The organism is Streptomyces sp. NPDC050625 (assembly GCF_040654755.1).
In the GTDB taxonomy this organism is placed as follows: Bacteria; Actinomycetota; Actinomycetes; order Streptomycetales; family Streptomycetaceae; genus Streptomyces.
Genome location: NZ_JBFAIQ010000027.1, coordinates 11,821 through 26,834, shown reverse-complemented (window position 1 = coordinate 26,834; position 15,014 = coordinate 11,821). Strand labels below are relative to the sequence as shown.

Genomic DNA, 15,014 nt, shown 5'->3' with positions numbered 1-15,014 from the left:
TCCGCCGGGCCGCCACCACCCCGCTCCGGGCGGCTGTCACGTGTCAGGCGACGGGAACGACGAGCGCCGGGATGGTGCGCTGCATACGCAGGGCGTCGACCGACTCGGCGAGCAGCTCGTACTCGGTGGTGTCGTCGCCGGCCGCGATCCGCACCAGCCGGCCGCCCGCCAACTCGTCGGCGACCAGCTCCTGTTGGGCACTGTCGGCGCACCAGGCGCGCAGCACGCCGGGCACGTCGGGCACGCTCTCTGCGACCGGGACGAGGGCGCCGGCGGGGAAGCGCGGGTTCTCGGGTAAGGGGTCCAGCCGCTCGGCGATCCAGGAGGCGCGGTCCCGCAGCCACCACAGCGCCAGGGCCAGCGTGGGCGCGCGATAGGTGCCGAGGGGTACGCCGATGCGCCGCCCCTCGCACGTGCCGTACGCCGTGACATGGCACAGGAATTCGTCGTGCACGATCACTCCCCCGTCGCGTTTCCTCGTGTGCCGGCCGGTCCTCGCTTTCCGCGCGGCTCCTGTGCGGTGAAGTGCCCCTGGCGTTTGAGTATCTTCACTCCCGAAACACTGTCACCATGACTTTCCGGCCAGTCTCTTGGCATATTCACCGCACCTTTTGGCCGAAATGCGGTTCCCGCTCCGTCCCGCGGTGATTACCCGAGGGGTAATCGACCCGTCCCGTGGACCCGGGCATGGTGGTCGTACCGGCTCGACAAACCGAGGCTCCGGTTCCTGACCAGCAAGAACGACCTCGATGGAGGCTGATTCGCCATGTCCGTGAACACCGACCGTTACGAGAGTGCCGTGGCCCGCTACTTCGAGGCCTGGAACGCCACCGAGCCCGAGGCCCTGGCGAAGGCGGTCACCGAGGCCTGGAGCGCGGACGGCGGCTACACCGACCCGCTCGCCGACGTCCGCGGGCACGAGCAGATCACGGCCGTGATCACGGCGGCGCACCAGCAGTTCCCCGGTTTCTCCTTCCGTCCCCTCGGCGCCGTGGACGGGCACCACGACACGGCGCGCTTCTCTTGGGAGCTGGTGAACGAGGCGGACGGCTCGGCACCGGTGGCCGGCTTCGACGTGATCACGCTGGACCCCGAGGGCCGGATCAGGCAGGTGCTGGGCTTCCTGGACCGGGTGCCCGCCGGGGTGTGACCCGCGAGGTCCGCGATGAGTTTTCCCGCTCGCGGTGGTCTCTTGAGGTGAAAGACCCAAGCAGAGCACCGCGAGCGGAGGACGACATGACCAAGGCGGGAGACCTGGACGAGCGATTCACCGCGGTCCTGCGGAAGAGTCCGGACAACGGCGGGTGGACGTATGTCGTGTGGCCCGACTCCGTGGAGTTCTTCGGCACCCGCGGACTCGTCAAGGTGCGCGGCACGATCGACGGGGAGCCGTTCCGCAGCTCCTTCATGGCCCTGGGCGACGGCACCCACAAGCTGCCGGTGAAGGCCGAGATCCGAAGGATCATCGGCAAGGAGGAGGGCGACACGGTGACCGTGCACCTGCTGGAGCGGCTCGGCTCCTAGGGCGGTTCAAGATCAGCCCGCCGGTGAACGTCGGCGACGAGGACGAGTGGCGCTCCGGCGCGAGGCCGCCCGGTGTACCGCCGCGCGCGGTCGGCCCGGAGGCGGCGGTCCGCCTCCGGGGTGGGCGTGCGCGCTACGGCTTGACGATCGCCTCTATCCGCGTCAGTTCCTCGGCGTCGAAGTCCAGGTTCCGGATGGTGCCGACGCTGTCCTCGATCTGCTGCGGGCTGCTCGCGCCGACCAGGGCGGAGGTCACCCGCCCGCCGCGCAGCACCCAGGCGAGGGCCAGCTGGGCCAGGGTCTGGCCGCGGGACTTGGCGATCTCGTCGAGCGCGCGCAGCCGGCCGACCAGGTCCTCGGTGACCGCGTCCGAGTTCAGGAAGGGGCTGTCGCTCGCGGCGCGGGAGTCCTCCGGGATGCCGTCGAGGTAGCGCCCGGTGAGCAGGCCCTGCTCCAGCGGGGAGTAGACGATGGAGCCGACCTGGAGTTCGTCCAGGGCGTCCAGCAGGCCCTCGTCCTCGGGGCGGCGGTCGAGCATCGAGTAGCGCGGCTGGTGGATGAGGAGCGGGGTGCCCAGCTCGCCGAGGATGCGCGCGGCCTCGCGGGTCTGCTCCGCCGAGTAGTTGGAGACGCCGACGTAGAGTGCCTTGCCCTGCTGGACCGCCGAGTGCAGAGCGCCCATCGTCTCCTCCAGCGGAGTCTCCGGGTCGGGGCGGTGCGAGTAGAAGATGTCGACGTAGTCCAGACCCATCCGGGTGAGGCTCTGGTCGAGCGAGGACAGCACGTACTTGCGCGAGCCCCACTCGCCGTACGGGCCGGGCCACATCAGGTACCCGGCCTTGGTGGAGATGACCAGCTCGTCACGGTACGAAGCGAAGTCCGCCTTCAGCGCCTCCCCGAGGGCGGACTCGGCGGCGCCGGGCGGCGGGCCGTAGTTGTTGGCCAGGTCGAAGTGGGTGACGCCGAGGTCGAAGGCGCGGCGCAGGATGGCGCGCTGGGTCTGCACCGGGCGGTCGGGGCCGAAGTTGTGCCACAGGCCGAGCGACAGCGCGGGAAGCTTCAGACCACTGCGTCCGGTGCGCCGGTAGGGCATGTCGGCGTAGCGGTCGGGGTGTGCGGTGTACAACGCGACTCCAGAGGGGTGGGCACAGGATCTACCTCTTCCACTCTTCCCCGGGCCGGGTACAGCGGTCCAACAGAAGAATCCGATGGAATTGTGCGGCTAGGCTTCTCAATCATGGAATTGCGCCACCTCCAGCACTTCGTCGCGGTCGCCGAGGACCAGCACTTCACCCGGGCCGCCGAGCGGCTGATGGTGTCCCAGTCGGGTCTGTCGGCCTCGATCCGGGCGCTGGAGCGGGAGCTCAGGGCTCCGCTGTTCGTACGCACCACCCGCCGGGTGACGCTGACCGAGGCCGGGCGGGCGCTCCTCGCCGAGGCCGAGCGGATCCTGGCACAGGTACGGGCGGCGCACGAGGCGGTGGCCGCGGTGCAGGGCGTGCTGCGCGGGACACTGGCGCTCGGCACCGAGCAGTGCATCGCCGGAGTGCATGTGGCGGGGCTGCTGGCCGCGTTCCGGCGCCGGCACCCGGACGTGGAGATCAGGCTGCGGCAGGCGGGCTCGGGCGCGCTGGCCGAGGAGGTCGCGGCCGGGCGGCTCGACCTGGCCTTCGCCTACCGCACGCAGGACGACACGGACCAGCTGCGCTCGGTGCCGCTGACGAGCGAGCCGATGACCGTGCTCTGCCACCCGCACCACCGCCTCGCCAGGGGCGGAGCGGCCCTCACGGCGGACGACCTCGACGGCGAGGTCTTCGTCGACTTCCACCCGGACTGGGGCCCGCGCCGCACCACCGACGCCGCCTTCACCGCGGCCGGCGTCCGCCGTACGGTGGCGCTGGAGGTCAACGACGTGCACAGCCTCCTGGACCTGGTCGACGAGAACCTCGGGATCGCCGTCGTACCCCGGCACTTCCGGCACAAGCGGACCTCTCTGCTGGCGCTCCCCCTCAAGGGCACGGGTGAGGCGGAGTACGAGACGGTCGCCCTGCTGCCGCCCGAGACGGCCACCAGCCCGGCGGCCCGCGCGCTGGTCGCTCTGCTCGAAACAGGGGGTCCGGCGACACCCCATGACGGGTCCCACCCCTCCTGACCTCGGCGTCCCGCCGCCACACGGCGGGGCGTGCTGCGCGGCGCGGCAAGAATGGCGGCGGGCGCACTCGTCGGGGCGGCCGGACCTCGGGCCGCGGAGCGTCCAGGACGGGCGACGGACCGTCACTACCCCTTTCTGGAGGGCGCGTTCACTCCCGTCACCGAGGAGTTGACGGCCTTCGACCGTACGACGCGCGCGCGGGCGAGTTGCATGCCCTCGCCTACTACCCGACCTGGGACCACGTGCGGCAACCGGAAGCACCCCACGCGCGTGGGTGTCATGCCGCGGACGGGCGGCGCCGTGCGCAGGTTCGGTATCGAGCCGCTCTTCTTCTCGCACACCCTCAACGCCTACGACGAGGGGTCGTCCGTGGTCGTCGACCTGACGACGTATCCGGCCCCCTTCTACGTCGCCGGGCGCGGCTCGGACGGGCCGTACGCGGCGGGGACCGCGAGGCTCGAACGCTGGACGATCGATCTGCGCCACGGACGCGTGCGGCAGCGGACGCTCGACGACCGGCCGCAGGAATTCCCGCGCGTGAACGAGGTGTTGGTGTCCCGCCGCCACCGCTACGGCTACTCGGCGGCGGCCGCCGACCTGACGCCGGCCTACCCCGTCCCCGACGGGAACCCGCCCGACCGCGCCTTCTCCAACGCGCTCATCAAGCACGACCTGTTGCGCGGCACGGCCCAGGTGCACCGGCTGCCGAAGGGCGCGGCGGCGGGCGAGGCGGTGTTCGTGCCGCGGGACCCCGCGCCCACGGGAGCTGGATTCCGGACGCGTGAGGGCGTGCGATGCGCGATGGTGGACCTATGCATGCAAGGGACATCCTCATCGACGGCTACGGCCGCATCCAAGAAGAAGTCCATGCCACCCTCGACGGTCTCGGACCGGACGCGCTGCACGCCCGCCCGGCGCCCGGCGCCAACTCCGTCGCCTGGCTCGTCTGGCATCTCACCCGGGTCCAGGACGACCATGTCGCCGACGCCTTCGACCTCGAACAGGTGTGGCTGTCGCAGGGCTGGGAGAAGCGCTTCGGACTCGACCTGCCGCGCCGGGACACGGGATACGGCCACGGCGCGGCGAAGGTCGCCAAGGTGCGCGTCGAGTCCGCCGAGCTGCTGACCGGGTACTACGACGCCGTGCACGAGCAGACCCTGGGGGTGCTGCGGGAGCTGCCCGCCAAGGATCTGGAGCGCATCGTGGACGAGCGCTGGGACCCGCCGGTGAGCCTCGGCGTACGGCTGGTCAGCGTCCTGTCCGACGATCTGCAGCACATCGGACAGGCCGCCTATCTGCGGGGGCTGCTTCAGAGCGCGGCGGCGTAACCCGGCAGGACGACGTCCTCGATGAGGGCGTTGCGCTCGTCGAACGGGATGAACGCGCTCTTGAGGGCGTTCACGGTGACCGTGCGCAGGTCCTCGACCGTCCAGCCCGCCTCCTCGACCAGCAGGGACAACTCACGGGTCATGGTCGTGCCGGACACCAGACGGTTGTCAGTGTTGACGGTGACCCGGAAGCCCAGGTCCTTCAGGGCGGTGATCGGGTGCTCGGCGATGGAGGTGGCACAGCCCGTCTGGAGGTTGGAGGTCGGGCACATCTCCAGGGCGATACGACGGTCGCGCACCCAGCCGGCGAGGCGGCCGAGCTTGCCGTCGACGATGTCCTCGGTCAGCCGCACGCCGTGGCCGATGCGCTGGGCGCCGCACACCTGGAGGGCCTGGTGGATGCTGGGCAGGCCGTGCGCCTCACCGGCGTGGATGGTGAAGGGCACGCTCTCGCGGCGCAGGTGCTCGAAGGCCTCCAGGTGGTCGGCGGGCGGGAAGCCGTCCTCGGCGCCGGCGATGTCGAAGCCGACGACGCCGGCGTCACGGTAGGCGACGGCCAGGTCGGCGGCCTCGCGGACGCGGTCGAACATCCGCATGCCGCAGAGCAGGGTGCCGACCCGGACGGGAGTGCCGGCGGCGGCCGCCTTGGCCATACCGGCAGCGAGGCCCTCCTGGACGGTCTCCACGACCTCGCTCAGCGACAGCCCGCCCCGGGTGTTCAGCTCGGGGGCGTAGCGCACCTCGGCGTAGACGACACCGTCGGCGGCGAGGTCCAGGACGTACTCCTCGGCGACGCGCAGCAGGCCCTCGCGGTTCTGCATGACGGCGAGGGTGTGCTCGAAGGTGGCTATGTAGCGCACCAGGTCGCCGGAGTTGGCGGCCTCGAAGTACCAGGCGGCGAGCTCGTCCGGGTCGGTGGTGGGCAGGGTGTGGCCGACCGCGGCCGCGAGCTCGACGACGGTGGCGGGGCGCAGGCCGCCGTCGAGGTGGTCGTGCAGGACGGCCTTGGGGAGGCGGCGGATCACGTCGGCGTCTACGCGCGTAGCAGTCATGGCGGGTCTTTCCTTGAGCGGGTGGTTCGAAGCAGCGGTGGGAGAGTGCGGGGGAAGGTGCGTGCGGCGGGAGCAGCCGGCGGCGACAAGGAAGCTCAGCCGGCGGGCTGGAGCAGGTCCCAGCGGTTGCCGTACAGGTCCTGGAAGACGGCGACGCTGCCGTACGGCTCGTGGCGCGGCTCCTCCAGGAAGGTCACGCCGGCGGCGGTCATCCGGGCGTGGTCGCGGGCGAAGTCGTCGGTGTGCAGGAAGAACCCGACGCGTCCGCCGGTCTGGTCGCCGACGCGGGCCCGCTGGTCCTCCCCCTTGGCGCGGGCGAGCAGCAGTCCGGTGCCGGCCGCCGCAGTCCCCGGTTCGACGACGACCCAGCGGGAGCCGTCCGGGCGCGGCGTGTCCTCGGCGAGCCGGAATCCGAGGGCCTCGGTGTAGAAGCGGATCGCCTCGTCATAGTCGTCGACGACGAGGGTGACCAGGGCGACGCGTCTCATCGGGACCTCTCGGCGGGGTTGGTTAGCGGGAGAGGTTATACGTAAAACGTCGCGGACGCCAGTCGCCCCGGGAGGTACGTGGAACGGTGCCTGCTCCTCCCCTGCTTCTCCCCCGGACAGCCGCCCGGCGGAGGCTCGCTCAGCGGCTCGCGTCGCCCTGCGCGACCTCCACCCGGTGATGGAAGTCGATCACGCCGGTGGCCGAGGCGACGCAGGAGACGGCCGTGCAGGCGGCCAGAAGGACGGCGATCGAACGGGCGGCGCGACGCGGGGCGGGCGGGGCGGCCAGCAGGGCCTGGACGCGCCGCGGGACGGGGCCGGTGGTCGCGGCGGGGGCGAAGTCCGGACGTTCCAGGGCGGCGTCGTGGCCGGCCAGGGCCGCACGGGCGATGGCACGGGCGGTCAGTCGCCGGTCGCCCACGGCGGTCGCCGCGGCCTCGTCGGCGGCGCGTTCGACGGCGAGCCGGATGGTGTCGCGGACCGGCCGCAGCGCGGGATGGCAGTGGGCGGCCAGCTCTGCCGCCGCGAGGAAGTAGTGGTGGCCGCCCTCGTTGTGCGCCCGCTCGTGCGCGAACAGCGCCTCCCGCTCGGCGGCGTCCAGGCTGCGCAGCATCGCGGTCGTGACGACGATGCGGTGCGGGCGCCCGGGCAGGGCGTAGGCGTCGGGGCGCGGCGAGTCGACCACGCACAGATCACCCGCCGCCGGTCCGCGGCCGGCCGCCGAGCGGGCCGCGCGGAAGGCACGGGTCTGGTGGAGCACCGAGCGGACGACGGTCCAGGCGCACACGGCCAGGGCTCCCACGGAGGTCGCCGCCGCCGGGACGACGAAGACGTCGGAGGCGGTGCTCAGCGGATGCACGAGCTCACCGAGCGCGGCGAACGGCGGCAGCTTGAGCAGCCCGATGAGCACGAACGCGCCCAGCGCGGCCACCGAGCAGCCCGCGAGGACCACGGCCGAGACCGTGATCAGCCACAGCGCGGCGGCGGGCACGAGCCGGTCGAGGGCCCGCCGGGCCAGGACCGGCAGGGCGCACGGCAGCAGCAGCGGCACCAGCAGCAGGACGGTCATCGCTCTCCGGGTTCGAGCAGGTCGCGCAGGACGCGCTCGTCGTCGGCGCTGAGCTGGGCGACGAAGCGGGCGAGCACCGTTTCGCGGTCGCTGTCGCGGTCGAGTTCGGTGTGCATACGGCGGGCGGTGAGGCCCTGGGCGTCCTGGACCGGGAAGTAGGCATAGCCGCGGCCCTGACGCCGCCGGTCGACGACACCCTTGTCGTGCAGGCGGGAGAGGATCGTCGTCACCGTGGTGCGCGCCAGGCCGGAGCCGAGGCTGAGCTGCACCTGGCCAGGCGTCTGGGGCGTGGCGGCGGCCCAGAGCGCGGCCATGACGCTCGCCTCCAGCTCGCCGGACGGCCGACGCTCGTCCTTCACGTCGGTCCGTTCATCCTTCGAGTCGGCCATGGGAACGTTCCTCGCTCCGTCCTCGTCCACGATTCGACAGATCGTCTACGTGATTGTAGTCGGCTCGTAGGGGGTGGCATCACTGCGTGCCCGCCGCTGCCGTACGGCCCCCGCTCAGTCGCGCCGGCTCGGCCCCGGTGAGTCGCAACGCGCCCGGGGCGAAGACCGCGCTGCCCGTCAGCCGCAGGGCGCCGAAGCCGATGCGGCTGACGGGCAGGTCACCGAGGCCCCGCGAGCGGTTCTAGGGATATGTGTAGGTGTTCAGGGCCGCGACGGCCGACGCCGGGTCGCCGAGGTCATAGCGGTCCACGGCAAGGAAGTTGGGCTTCTTGCGGGCCGCGGGCTCGCAGAAGCGCCGGGCGCGGTCGGCGAGTTTGGTGTTGTCCGTGCCGGCGGTGGAGGCGATGGTGGCGTCACGGAAGTGGTTCATGACGAACAGCGGTCTGAAGCCCGTCTCGGTGCGGGTGAGCGGGATGTTGGTGCCCGGGTCGTACCAGCGGCTGTAGCAGGACCAGTCCGAGGAGCCCAGGCCCGATCCCATGGACCAGTAGTTCTCGACGGTCCACTCCCGCTGGTACATCACACCGAAGCTGTCCCGGGTCAGTCCCGCGGACTCGTCGGCGGAGCGGCTGTGGTCGGTGAAGATCAGCAGCCGCTGGTTCGCGGCGATCAGGTCGGCGAGCCGGGGCCAGCCGCTTTGCCGTACACCTGTCCGGTCGGGGCGGTAGAGCACGTCCGACAGGCCGCTGACGCGGGCGAGTTCGGAGCGCAGGACGCCGGGATCGACGTAGTCCTCCAGGAAGACGGTGATGAACTGGTCGGGGTTGGCCTTGAGGAAGTTCACCATCCGCTGCACGTCCACCCACAGCGCGACCGGCTTGCTGACCAGCGTGCAGCTGTTGTGGCACAGGATCGCGCCGTCCGGGGTCTGGTGGATGTCCAGCATGAATCCGCGGACGCCGTCGGTCAGTTGCCGGTCGATGCCGCGGGCCTGGTTGGGGAAGAAGTTCACGAACGGCGGGGCGAAGCCGCCGTCGACCCCGTTGGCGTAGGCGTTGTGCGCGGTGAGGAACGTGACCTGGTCGAGGGTGCGACGGTCCTGCGGCGGCATGGGGCCGGTGGCGGGAGCGACCGGGGTGAGGTACCAGGCGGCGAGGGTGCCGGAGGTGCCGATGGCCAGCTGGGCGGGGTAGTTGGCGCCGGAGGGCTGGGGCGCCACGGTCAGATAGCGCTCGGTGCCCGGCGCCTTGAGCGTGTAGCGGTCGGCGCCGACCGTGCCGATCTCCCAGGCCGCGTCGGCGCTCGCGCAGGACACGGTCCGGGCCTGGTCGCCGGAGCGGCCGAGGCAGCTGCCGGCCGTGTCGGTGCTCTCCAGGACGTACGAGGATCCACTCGTCCGGAGGTTCCACTGCTGGTGGTCCTCGTTGCCCTTGGGTCTGTGCTGTTCCACCGCTCCGCCGTTGTCCGCCGCGTCGAGACCGGTCACGGCGCTCTGGACGTAGTAGGCGCCGGCGGCCGGGACCGCGGTGGCGGCGTGGGAGGGAGGTGCCACGACCGCGGCGGCCAGCGCGGCGGTCGTGGCGAGCAGGGCGTGGGGGGTGCGCATGCGGGTGCCTTTCCTCGGAGGAGGCAGTCAGGTGCATGACACCATGCCCTGTGAAGGGGCGTCAGGAGTAGGGGTCGGGCCCGGCCGCTCGAACGGCCGGGCCCCGAAGGGCCGACGGGGTCAGCTCAGCGGCTTCTCCAGCACCGCCTTGCGGTGGCTGAACGTCTCGATCGAGTAGCGGCCGTGGTAGCTGCCCATCCCGCTCTCGCCGACTCCGCCGAACGGCAGGTCGGAGACGGTGAGATGGGCGAGGGGCAGGCCGTAGCCGAGGCCGCCGGAGGAGGTCTCCGCGGCGATCCGCGCGCGTGTGTCGTCGGACTCGGTGAAGACGTACAGCGCGAGGGGCTTGTCGCGGTCGTTGATGAAGCCGATGGCCTCGTCGAGGCCGGCCACGGTGACGATCGGCAGGATCGGACCGAAGATCTCCTCCTGCATGACCGGCGACTTCGGGTCGACGTCGGCCAGCACGGTCGGCGCGAGGTACTTGGTCGCGCGGTCGCTGCCGCCGCCGAGCACCACGCGGCCCGAGCCGAGCAGTTGGCCGAGCCGGTCGAAGTGGCGCTCGTTGACGATCCGGCCGTACTCGGCCGAGGCCGCGGGGTCCGCGCCGTACACCGCCTCGACGGCGCGCACCAGCGCGGGCTCCAGGGCGGCGGCGGTCCGAGGGTCAGTCAGGACGTAGTCCGGGGCCACACAGGTCTGGCCGGCGTTGAGGAACTTGCCGCGCGCCAGCCGGTCCGCGACCACCTCGATGTCGGCGTCACGATCGACGAACACTGGTGACTTGCCGCCGAGTTCGAGGGTGACCGGGGTGAGGTGCTCGGCGGCGGCGCGCATCACGATACGGCCGACCGTGCCGTTGCCGGTGTAGAAGATGTGGTCGAAGCGCTCGGCCAGCAGGGCGGTGGTCTCGGGTACGCCGCCCTCGACCACCGCGACCGCCTCGGTGTCGAGGTACTCGGGGATCAGCTCGGCCAGCGCGGCCGAGGTGGCCGGGGCCAGTTCGCTCGGCTTGGCCACCACCGCGTTTCCGGCCGCCAGCGCGCCGACCATCGGGGCGAGCAGGAGCTGGGCCGGGTAGTTCCAGGGGGCGATGACGAGGACCACGCCGAGGGGGTCGTACTGCGTCCAGGCCCGCGCGTCGTCGCCGAGGTGCGCCGGGACGGGTGCGGACTCGGGGCGCAGCCACTCGGTGAGGTGCCCCAGGGTGTGGTCGATCTCGCGGACGGTGAAGTCGATCTCGGTGCGATAGGCCTCGGTGGAGCTCTTGCCGAGGTCCGCGTGGAGCGCGGCGGCCAGTTCGGGGCCCTTCTCCGTGAGCATCTCGCGCAGGCGGTGCAGCTGACCCGTGCGCCACTCGACGGGCTTGGTACGGCCGCTACGGAAGGTGGCGCGCAGCCGGGCCACGATGTCGGCGGGCTGCTCGGGGGTGGAGTGGTTCACGATGCCTCGCTGGTGTGCTCGGGTCTTGCGGCCCGAGAGTACGGTCTCGATCAGTCAGATGTAAATACCAACCTTTCAGTCACCGAAATACTTTCCGTGCCGTGGGCGTGACGCGGAACCCGTGCCGCGGGAAGCGCTCAGCGCGTGAGGTCGCGCCGACGGCGTTCGAGGTGGGCGCGTTCCGCGGGGCTCTCGGTGAGCGCGACGGCGGCCTCGTACTCCCGTACCGCCTCGGTGTGGCGGCCGAGGCGGCGCAGCAGGTCGGCGCGGACGGCGTGGAGCACGTGGTACGTGTCGAGGTCCAGCGCGTCCACCAGGTCGAGGGCGGTGTGCGGGCCCTCGACCTCGGCCACCGCGACCGCCCGGTTCAGGGCGACCACCGGGCTCGGGGCGATGGCCATCAGCTGGTCGTACAGGCTCAGGACCTGCCCCCAGTCGGTGGCTTCGGCCGTCGGCGCGTCGCTGTGCACGGCGTTGATCGCGGCCTGGATCTGGTACGGGCCCGGCCGGTTGCGGCGCAGGCAGCGGCGGACGAGGTCCTGGCCCTCCGTAATCAGGTCGCGGTCCCACAGGGTGCGGTCCTGCTCGGGCAGCGGCACCAGCTCGCCGCGCTCGTCCTGCCGGGCGGGGCGGCGTGCCTCGATCAGCAGCATCAGCGCGAGGAGCCCGATGACCTCGGGCTCGTCCGGCATGAGCTCGGCGAGCAGCCGGCCGAGGCGTACGGCTTCGGCGCACAGGGCGGGATCGCCGGTGTAGCCCTCATTGAAGATCAGGTACACGACGGCCAGCACACCGTTCAGCCGGTCGGGGAGGTCGGCGTCACGGGGCACCCGGTACGGGATGCCCGCGTCACGGATCTTGGCCTTGGCCCGCACGATGCGCTGGGCCAGGGTGGGCTCGGGCACCAGGAAGGCGCGGGCGATCTGCGCGGTGCCGAGTCCGCCGAGCAGTCGCAGGGTGAGCGCGACGCGGGCCTGGAGGGCGAGCGCGGGATGACAGCAGGTGAAGATCAGCCGGAGCCGGTCGTCGCGCACGGGGCCCTCCTCGGCCGGTGCGTCGGGCGTGTACAGCCGGGCGGCCTCGGCCTGCCGGGCGTCCCGGGACGACTCGCGGCGCAGACGGTCGATCGCGCTGTTGCGCGCGGTGGTGATGATCCAGCCGGCCGGGCTGGGCGGCACCCCGGTGTGCGGCCACTTCCGGACGGCCGTGGTGAAGGCGTCCTGGACCGCTTCCTCGGCGAGGTCGATGTCGCCGAGGAAGCGGACGAGGACGGAGACCGCGCGCCCGTACTCGGCACGGAAGACGGCCTCGACGTCGGTGGCGTCGTGCATCAGTGCTGGTCGACGAAGGGCCGTACCTCAATGGGGAGGGTGGTGGCCAGCGCGGCCTTCCTGCCCCATTCCAGGGCCTCGTCCAGGTCGGCTGCCCTGATCAGGCACAGGCCGCCCAGATACTCCTTGCCCTCGGCGTACGGTCCGTCGGTGATCAGCACGTCGCCGTCCTTGGGGCGCAGCACGGTGGCCGTCTCCGGGCCGTGCAGCCCGCCCGCGAACACCCAGGCTCCGGCGTCGCGCAGCTCCTGGTTGAAGGCCTCGACATCGCGCATGATCGCGGCGAGCTCGTCGGGGGCGGGAGGCGTGCCGCCGGCCGGCTGGACCACGCTGAGCAGGTAGTGCTTCATGACGTCCTCCTTGGCGTCGTGGGGTTTCCGTCACCTCCTACACGAATGACGGTCACCCGGATCGACACCTCGCCCCACCCCTCCGGGAGAATCTTTTCCATGACCACGGCAGCACATCCACTCGTCGCCGGTGCCCGCCTGCTCGCGGACGATCTGCTCGCCCCGCGGGCCGAGCACGTCGACCGGGAGGGCGTCCCCGCGAGCCACATCGAGGCGGTCAGGCGCTCCGGGCTGCTCGGTGTGAGCGCGCCGCGCGAGTACGGCGGAGCGGGCGCCCCCGACGCGGTGGCCCGGGAGGTCGCGGAGATCCTGGCAGGGGCATGCTGCTCCACCTGGTTCGTGCAGACGCAGCACCACACGCCGGTGAAGCTGCTCGCGAGGTCCGGACTCCCCGTGCGGGAGCGGCTGCTGCGTCCGCTGGCGACGGGCGAGCGGCTGGCCGGGATCGCCTACGCCCACGTCCGCTCCTTCCCCCGGGTTTCCGTGCGCGCCACGGCCGAGCGGGGCGGCTGGCGCTTCGACGGCACCGTGCCCTGGTACACGGGCTGGGGTCTGAACGACGTGATGCTCCTCGCCGGCGTCTGTGCGCGCGACGACGTGGTGTTCGCGTTCGCCGACGCGCGCGAGCAGCCGGGACTGCGTCCCTCGCCGCCAATGCGGCTCGCGGCGCTGTCCGCGGCGCAGACGGTGTCGCTGGAACTGGACGGCCTGTGGCTGCCCGAGGAGTCCGTGGTGCTGCGCACCCCGAGGGAGAAGTTCGCCCAGATCGACATCCCGCGCAGTACCAACGCCTCCCCCGCGGTCTTCGGCGTGGCGTACGCCGCGCTGCGCGTGCTGGAGAGCGCCGCGGACGGCGCCGAGACGGCCGGGGCGCTGCGGGCCCGTCTCGACGAGGTGCGGCGACAGGCGTACGCGCTGGCCGACCACCCCGTGCCGCACGAGCACATCGAGGAACGTCTGGCGCTCAAGACTCGGGCGTACGACCTCATGCGCACGGCCACCACCGCGGCGGTCGTGGCCGGCGGCGGACGCACCATGGCCCTGTCCAGCCCCGCCCAGCGGCTGGCCCGCGAGGGGATGTTCCTGCTGGTGCAGGGGCAGACGGCGAAGGTCCGCAGGGCCCATCTCGACGCACTGGCCGCCCAGGCACACGAGCCTGAGCGGACGTTTGCCCCGCCGCGCTAGGCGGCCTCCTCCTCACAGGTGGGCACCACCACGAGGAACGCGTCGGACTTCAGGTCCATGACGACGGTCGCGCACTCGCCCTCGGCGCGGCGCGCGGCCGCGTACTCCTCCGCCGGCCACGATCCACGGGGAGCCCCGGCGGGAAAACGCTTCAACACCTTCGCGCCCATGGCGGCGGTTCACCTCCGGCCTCGACCAGCGACGCCCCCTGCGCCGTCCCTACCCTTCACCTGCCCCGGATCGCTGCGGACATGTCATTTCGCCGACGGTCACGACCGGGAACCGCTCCGGGCGAGCCCGCGAACGTACATGAGCCCGCTCCGCTCACCAGGAGGTCGGAGGTGGGCCTCGATCGCAGCCGACGGCATGCCGCGGGCAGACCGGCCGGCTCGGCACGGGGCGCCCAGCACCCACCGCCGGCTGCCTGCGACGGGTGCCCTCGGTGCGACGGTGCGCCGGCCGAAAAGCGACGGGCCGTAGCCACCGGCTGGACCGCCCCAGCCCCTACATATAAGGACGGAATAAGCGCAGAATGTACCTACGCGGCGCTCACCGCACCGCACCAGACGCGGTCAGGCCTGCAAGTCAAAGGAGACGAGTCATGGCCAACGTCTCGCACAGAGGTGACATAACCAGCCACCCCGATGTCCACGAAATGCGGGCACGCTACGCCCGTATGCTCGGTGGCCGGGATGTGGCGCTGGTCGACGGACCGGTGTTCCTGCTCGGTCTGTACTGCGCGGCATCCCCGTGGATCCTCCACTACTCGGCGAGCCAGCCCGCACTCGCCACCCACAACCTGATCATGGGCATCGCGATAGGCCTGCTGGCCCTCGGATTCACCTCGGCCCCGGAGCGTATGTACGGCCTGAGCTGGGCCATGTGTGCCCTGGGCATATGGATGATCATCGCGCCCTGGATCGTCGGCAGCAGCCCGGACACCGGCGTCGTCATCAGCAACATCATCATCGGCGCCCTGGCCATCATCCTCGGGCTGATGTGCGCCGGTACGGCCGCGAAGAGCGCACCCATGCCGTAGCGCACCCGAGCCACGAAGAGAACGCAGAGGAAAGGAACAAGGAGATCGAGGCCGGTCC

General features: G+C 71.8%; 17 protein-coding genes and 1 pseudogene. 7 read left to right on the top strand and 11 right to left on the bottom strand.

The window, feature by feature from the left end:
* Positions 1-43 precede the first annotated feature (43 nt).
* Positions 44-454, bottom strand: a complete 411-nt coding sequence (locus AB0I54_RS37820) for a hypothetical protein (protein ID WP_363300818.1) — start codon at positions 452-454, stop codon at positions 44-46.
* Positions 455-766: 312 nt separating this feature from the next.
* On the opposite strand from AB0I54_RS37820, the gene AB0I54_RS37815 reads away from it, so the two are divergent.
* Positions 767-1,150 (top strand): nuclear transport factor 2 family protein, encoded by a 384-nt coding sequence (locus AB0I54_RS37815; protein WP_363300817.1) that lies wholly within the window; start codon positions 767-769, stop codon positions 1,148-1,150.
* An 86-nt stretch (positions 1,151-1,236) separates the two neighbouring features.
* Positions 1,237-1,524, top strand: coding sequence for a DUF1905 domain-containing protein (locus tag AB0I54_RS37810; protein ID WP_363300816.1), 288 nt, complete (start codon positions 1,237-1,239; stop codon positions 1,522-1,524).
* A 133-nt stretch (positions 1,525-1,657) separates the two neighbouring features.
* Here AB0I54_RS37810 and mgrA read toward each other — a convergent pair whose 3' ends face one another.
* On the bottom strand, positions 1,658-2,650 hold the full coding sequence (gene mgrA, locus AB0I54_RS37805; RefSeq protein ID WP_363300815.1) for an L-glyceraldehyde 3-phosphate reductase: 993 nt from the start codon (positions 2,648-2,650) through the stop codon (positions 1,658-1,660).
* A 111-nt stretch (positions 2,651-2,761) separates the two neighbouring features.
* Here mgrA and AB0I54_RS37800 point away from each other — a divergent pair, with 111 nt between their 5' ends.
* From AB0I54_RS37800 to AB0I54_RS37790, 3 genes and pseudogenes are all read left to right on the top strand, one after another.
* On the top strand, positions 2,762-3,676 hold the full coding sequence (locus AB0I54_RS37800) for a LysR substrate-binding domain-containing protein (RefSeq protein WP_363300814.1): 915 nt from the start codon (positions 2,762-2,764) through the stop codon (positions 3,674-3,676).
* A 51-nt stretch (positions 3,677-3,727) separates the two neighbouring features.
* Positions 3,728-4,369 (top strand): annotated as a pseudogene (locus AB0I54_RS37795) (carotenoid oxygenase family protein); the annotation flags it as partial.
* A gap of 119 nt (positions 4,370-4,488) precedes the next feature.
* Positions 4,489-5,004: a DUF664 domain-containing protein gene (locus AB0I54_RS37790; RefSeq protein ID WP_363300813.1), complete on the top strand. Its 516-nt coding sequence runs from the start codon at positions 4,489-4,491 to the stop codon at positions 5,002-5,004.
* Here AB0I54_RS37790 and AB0I54_RS37785 read toward each other — a convergent pair.
* The 8 genes from AB0I54_RS37785 to AB0I54_RS37750 all read right to left on the bottom strand — a co-directional run bounded on the left by AB0I54_RS37785 (position 4,986) and on the right by AB0I54_RS37750 (position 12,732).
* Complete coding sequence (locus AB0I54_RS37785) at positions 4,986-6,056, bottom strand: adenosine deaminase (RefSeq protein ID WP_363300812.1); 1,071 nt, start codon at positions 6,054-6,056, stop codon at positions 4,986-4,988. The genes AB0I54_RS37790 and AB0I54_RS37785 overlap by 19 nt on opposite strands.
* A 95-nt stretch (positions 6,057-6,151) precedes the next feature.
* The gene (locus AB0I54_RS37780; protein ID WP_363300811.1) at positions 6,152-6,544 is read right to left on the bottom strand and encodes a VOC family protein; all 393 of its coding nucleotides are present in this window, start codon (positions 6,542-6,544) and stop codon (positions 6,152-6,154) included.
* 139 nt (positions 6,545-6,683) lie between these two features.
* A complete protein-coding gene (locus tag AB0I54_RS37775) occupies positions 6,684-7,613 on the bottom strand; it encodes a M48 family metalloprotease (RefSeq protein ID WP_363300810.1) in 930 nt (309 codons plus the stop codon).
* Positions 7,610-8,002 (bottom strand): BlaI/MecI/CopY family transcriptional regulator, encoded by a 393-nt coding sequence (locus tag AB0I54_RS37770; RefSeq protein ID WP_363300809.1) that lies wholly within the window; start codon positions 8,000-8,002, stop codon positions 7,610-7,612. Before AB0I54_RS37770 ends, AB0I54_RS37775 begins: the two co-directional genes overlap by 4 nt.
* 241 nt (positions 8,003-8,243) lie before the next feature.
* Positions 8,244-9,608, bottom strand: coding sequence for a PI-PLC domain-containing protein (locus tag AB0I54_RS37765; protein ID WP_363300808.1), 1,365 nt, complete (start codon positions 9,606-9,608; stop codon positions 8,244-8,246).
* Between the two features lie 120 nt (positions 9,609-9,728).
* Positions 9,729-11,051 (bottom strand): aldehyde dehydrogenase family protein, encoded by a 1,323-nt coding sequence (locus tag AB0I54_RS37760; protein ID WP_363300807.1) that lies wholly within the window; start codon positions 11,049-11,051, stop codon positions 9,729-9,731.
* Between the two features lie 137 nt (positions 11,052-11,188).
* Positions 11,189-12,382 (bottom strand): RNA polymerase sigma factor, encoded by a 1,194-nt coding sequence (locus AB0I54_RS37755; RefSeq protein ID WP_363300806.1) that lies wholly within the window; start codon positions 12,380-12,382, stop codon positions 11,189-11,191.
* Positions 12,382-12,732, bottom strand: a complete 351-nt coding sequence (locus AB0I54_RS37750) for a YciI family protein (protein ID WP_263205554.1) — start codon at positions 12,730-12,732, stop codon at positions 12,382-12,384. The genes AB0I54_RS37755 and AB0I54_RS37750 overlap by 1 nt, the downstream gene beginning before the upstream one ends.
* A gap of 99 nt (positions 12,733-12,831) precedes the next feature.
* Here AB0I54_RS37750 and AB0I54_RS37745 point away from each other — a divergent pair, with 99 nt between their 5' ends.
* Positions 12,832-13,917 carry an acyl-CoA dehydrogenase family protein gene (locus tag AB0I54_RS37745; RefSeq protein ID WP_363300805.1) on the top strand — a complete coding sequence of 362 codons (1,086 nt, stop codon included), beginning with the start codon at positions 12,832-12,834 and terminating at the stop codon, positions 13,915-13,917.
* Here AB0I54_RS37745 and AB0I54_RS37740 read toward each other — a convergent pair.
* Entirely contained in the window at positions 13,914-14,087 is a 174-nt protein-coding gene (locus tag AB0I54_RS37740) for a hypothetical protein (protein WP_363300804.1), read from the bottom strand. The two genes, AB0I54_RS37745 and AB0I54_RS37740, sit on opposite strands and share 4 nt — an antisense overlap.
* A gap of 431 nt (positions 14,088-14,518) precedes the next feature.
* Here AB0I54_RS37740 and AB0I54_RS37735 point away from each other — a divergent pair, with 431 nt between their 5' ends.
* Complete coding sequence (locus AB0I54_RS37735) at positions 14,519-14,956, top strand: SPW repeat protein (protein ID WP_363300803.1); 438 nt, start codon at positions 14,519-14,521, stop codon at positions 14,954-14,956.
* Positions 14,957-15,014 lie beyond the last annotated feature (58 nt).

Bases quoted from the DNA above. Each gene is read 5' to 3' on its own strand.
- AB0I54_RS37815 (WP_363300817.1), top strand. From the start codon at position 767: ATGTCCGTGAACACCGACCGTTACGAGAGTGCCGTGGCCCGCTACTTC.
- AB0I54_RS37810 (WP_363300816.1), top strand. From the start codon at position 1,237: ATGACCAAGGCGGGAGACCTGGACGAGCGATTCACCGCGGTCCTGCGG.
- AB0I54_RS37800 (WP_363300814.1), top strand. From the start codon at position 2,762: ATGGAATTGCGCCACCTCCAGCACTTCGTCGCGGTCGCCGAGGACCAG.
- AB0I54_RS37790 (WP_363300813.1), top strand. From the start codon at position 4,489: ATGCATGCAAGGGACATCCTCATCGACGGCTACGGCCGCATCCAAGAA.
- AB0I54_RS37785 (WP_363300812.1), bottom strand. From the start codon at position 6,056: ATGACTGCTACGCGCGTAGACGCCGACGTGATCCGCCGCCTCCCCAAG.
- AB0I54_RS37780 (WP_363300811.1), bottom strand. From the start codon at position 6,544: ATGAGACGCGTCGCCCTGGTCACCCTCGTCGTCGACGACTATGACGAG.
- AB0I54_RS37775 (WP_363300810.1), bottom strand. From the start codon at position 7,613: ATGACCGTCCTGCTGCTGGTGCCGCTGCTGCTGCCGTGCGCCCTGCCG.
- AB0I54_RS37770 (WP_363300809.1), bottom strand. From the start codon at position 8,002: ATGGCCGACTCGAAGGATGAACGGACCGACGTGAAGGACGAGCGTCGG.
- AB0I54_RS37765 (WP_363300808.1), bottom strand. From the start codon at position 9,608: ATGCGCACCCCCCACGCCCTGCTCGCCACGACCGCCGCGCTGGCCGCC.
- AB0I54_RS37755 (WP_363300806.1), bottom strand. From the start codon at position 12,382: ATGCACGACGCCACCGACGTCGAGGCCGTCTTCCGTGCCGAGTACGGG.
- AB0I54_RS37750 (WP_263205554.1), bottom strand. From the start codon at position 12,732: ATGAAGCACTACCTGCTCAGCGTGGTCCAGCCGGCCGGCGGCACGCCT.
- AB0I54_RS37745 (WP_363300805.1), top strand. From the start codon at position 12,832: ATGACCACGGCAGCACATCCACTCGTCGCCGGTGCCCGCCTGCTCGCG.
- AB0I54_RS37740 (WP_363300804.1), bottom strand. From the start codon at position 14,087: ATGGGCGCGAAGGTGTTGAAGCGTTTTCCCGCCGGGGCTCCCCGTGGA.
- AB0I54_RS37735 (WP_363300803.1), top strand. From the start codon at position 14,519: ATGGCCAACGTCTCGCACAGAGGTGACATAACCAGCCACCCCGATGTC.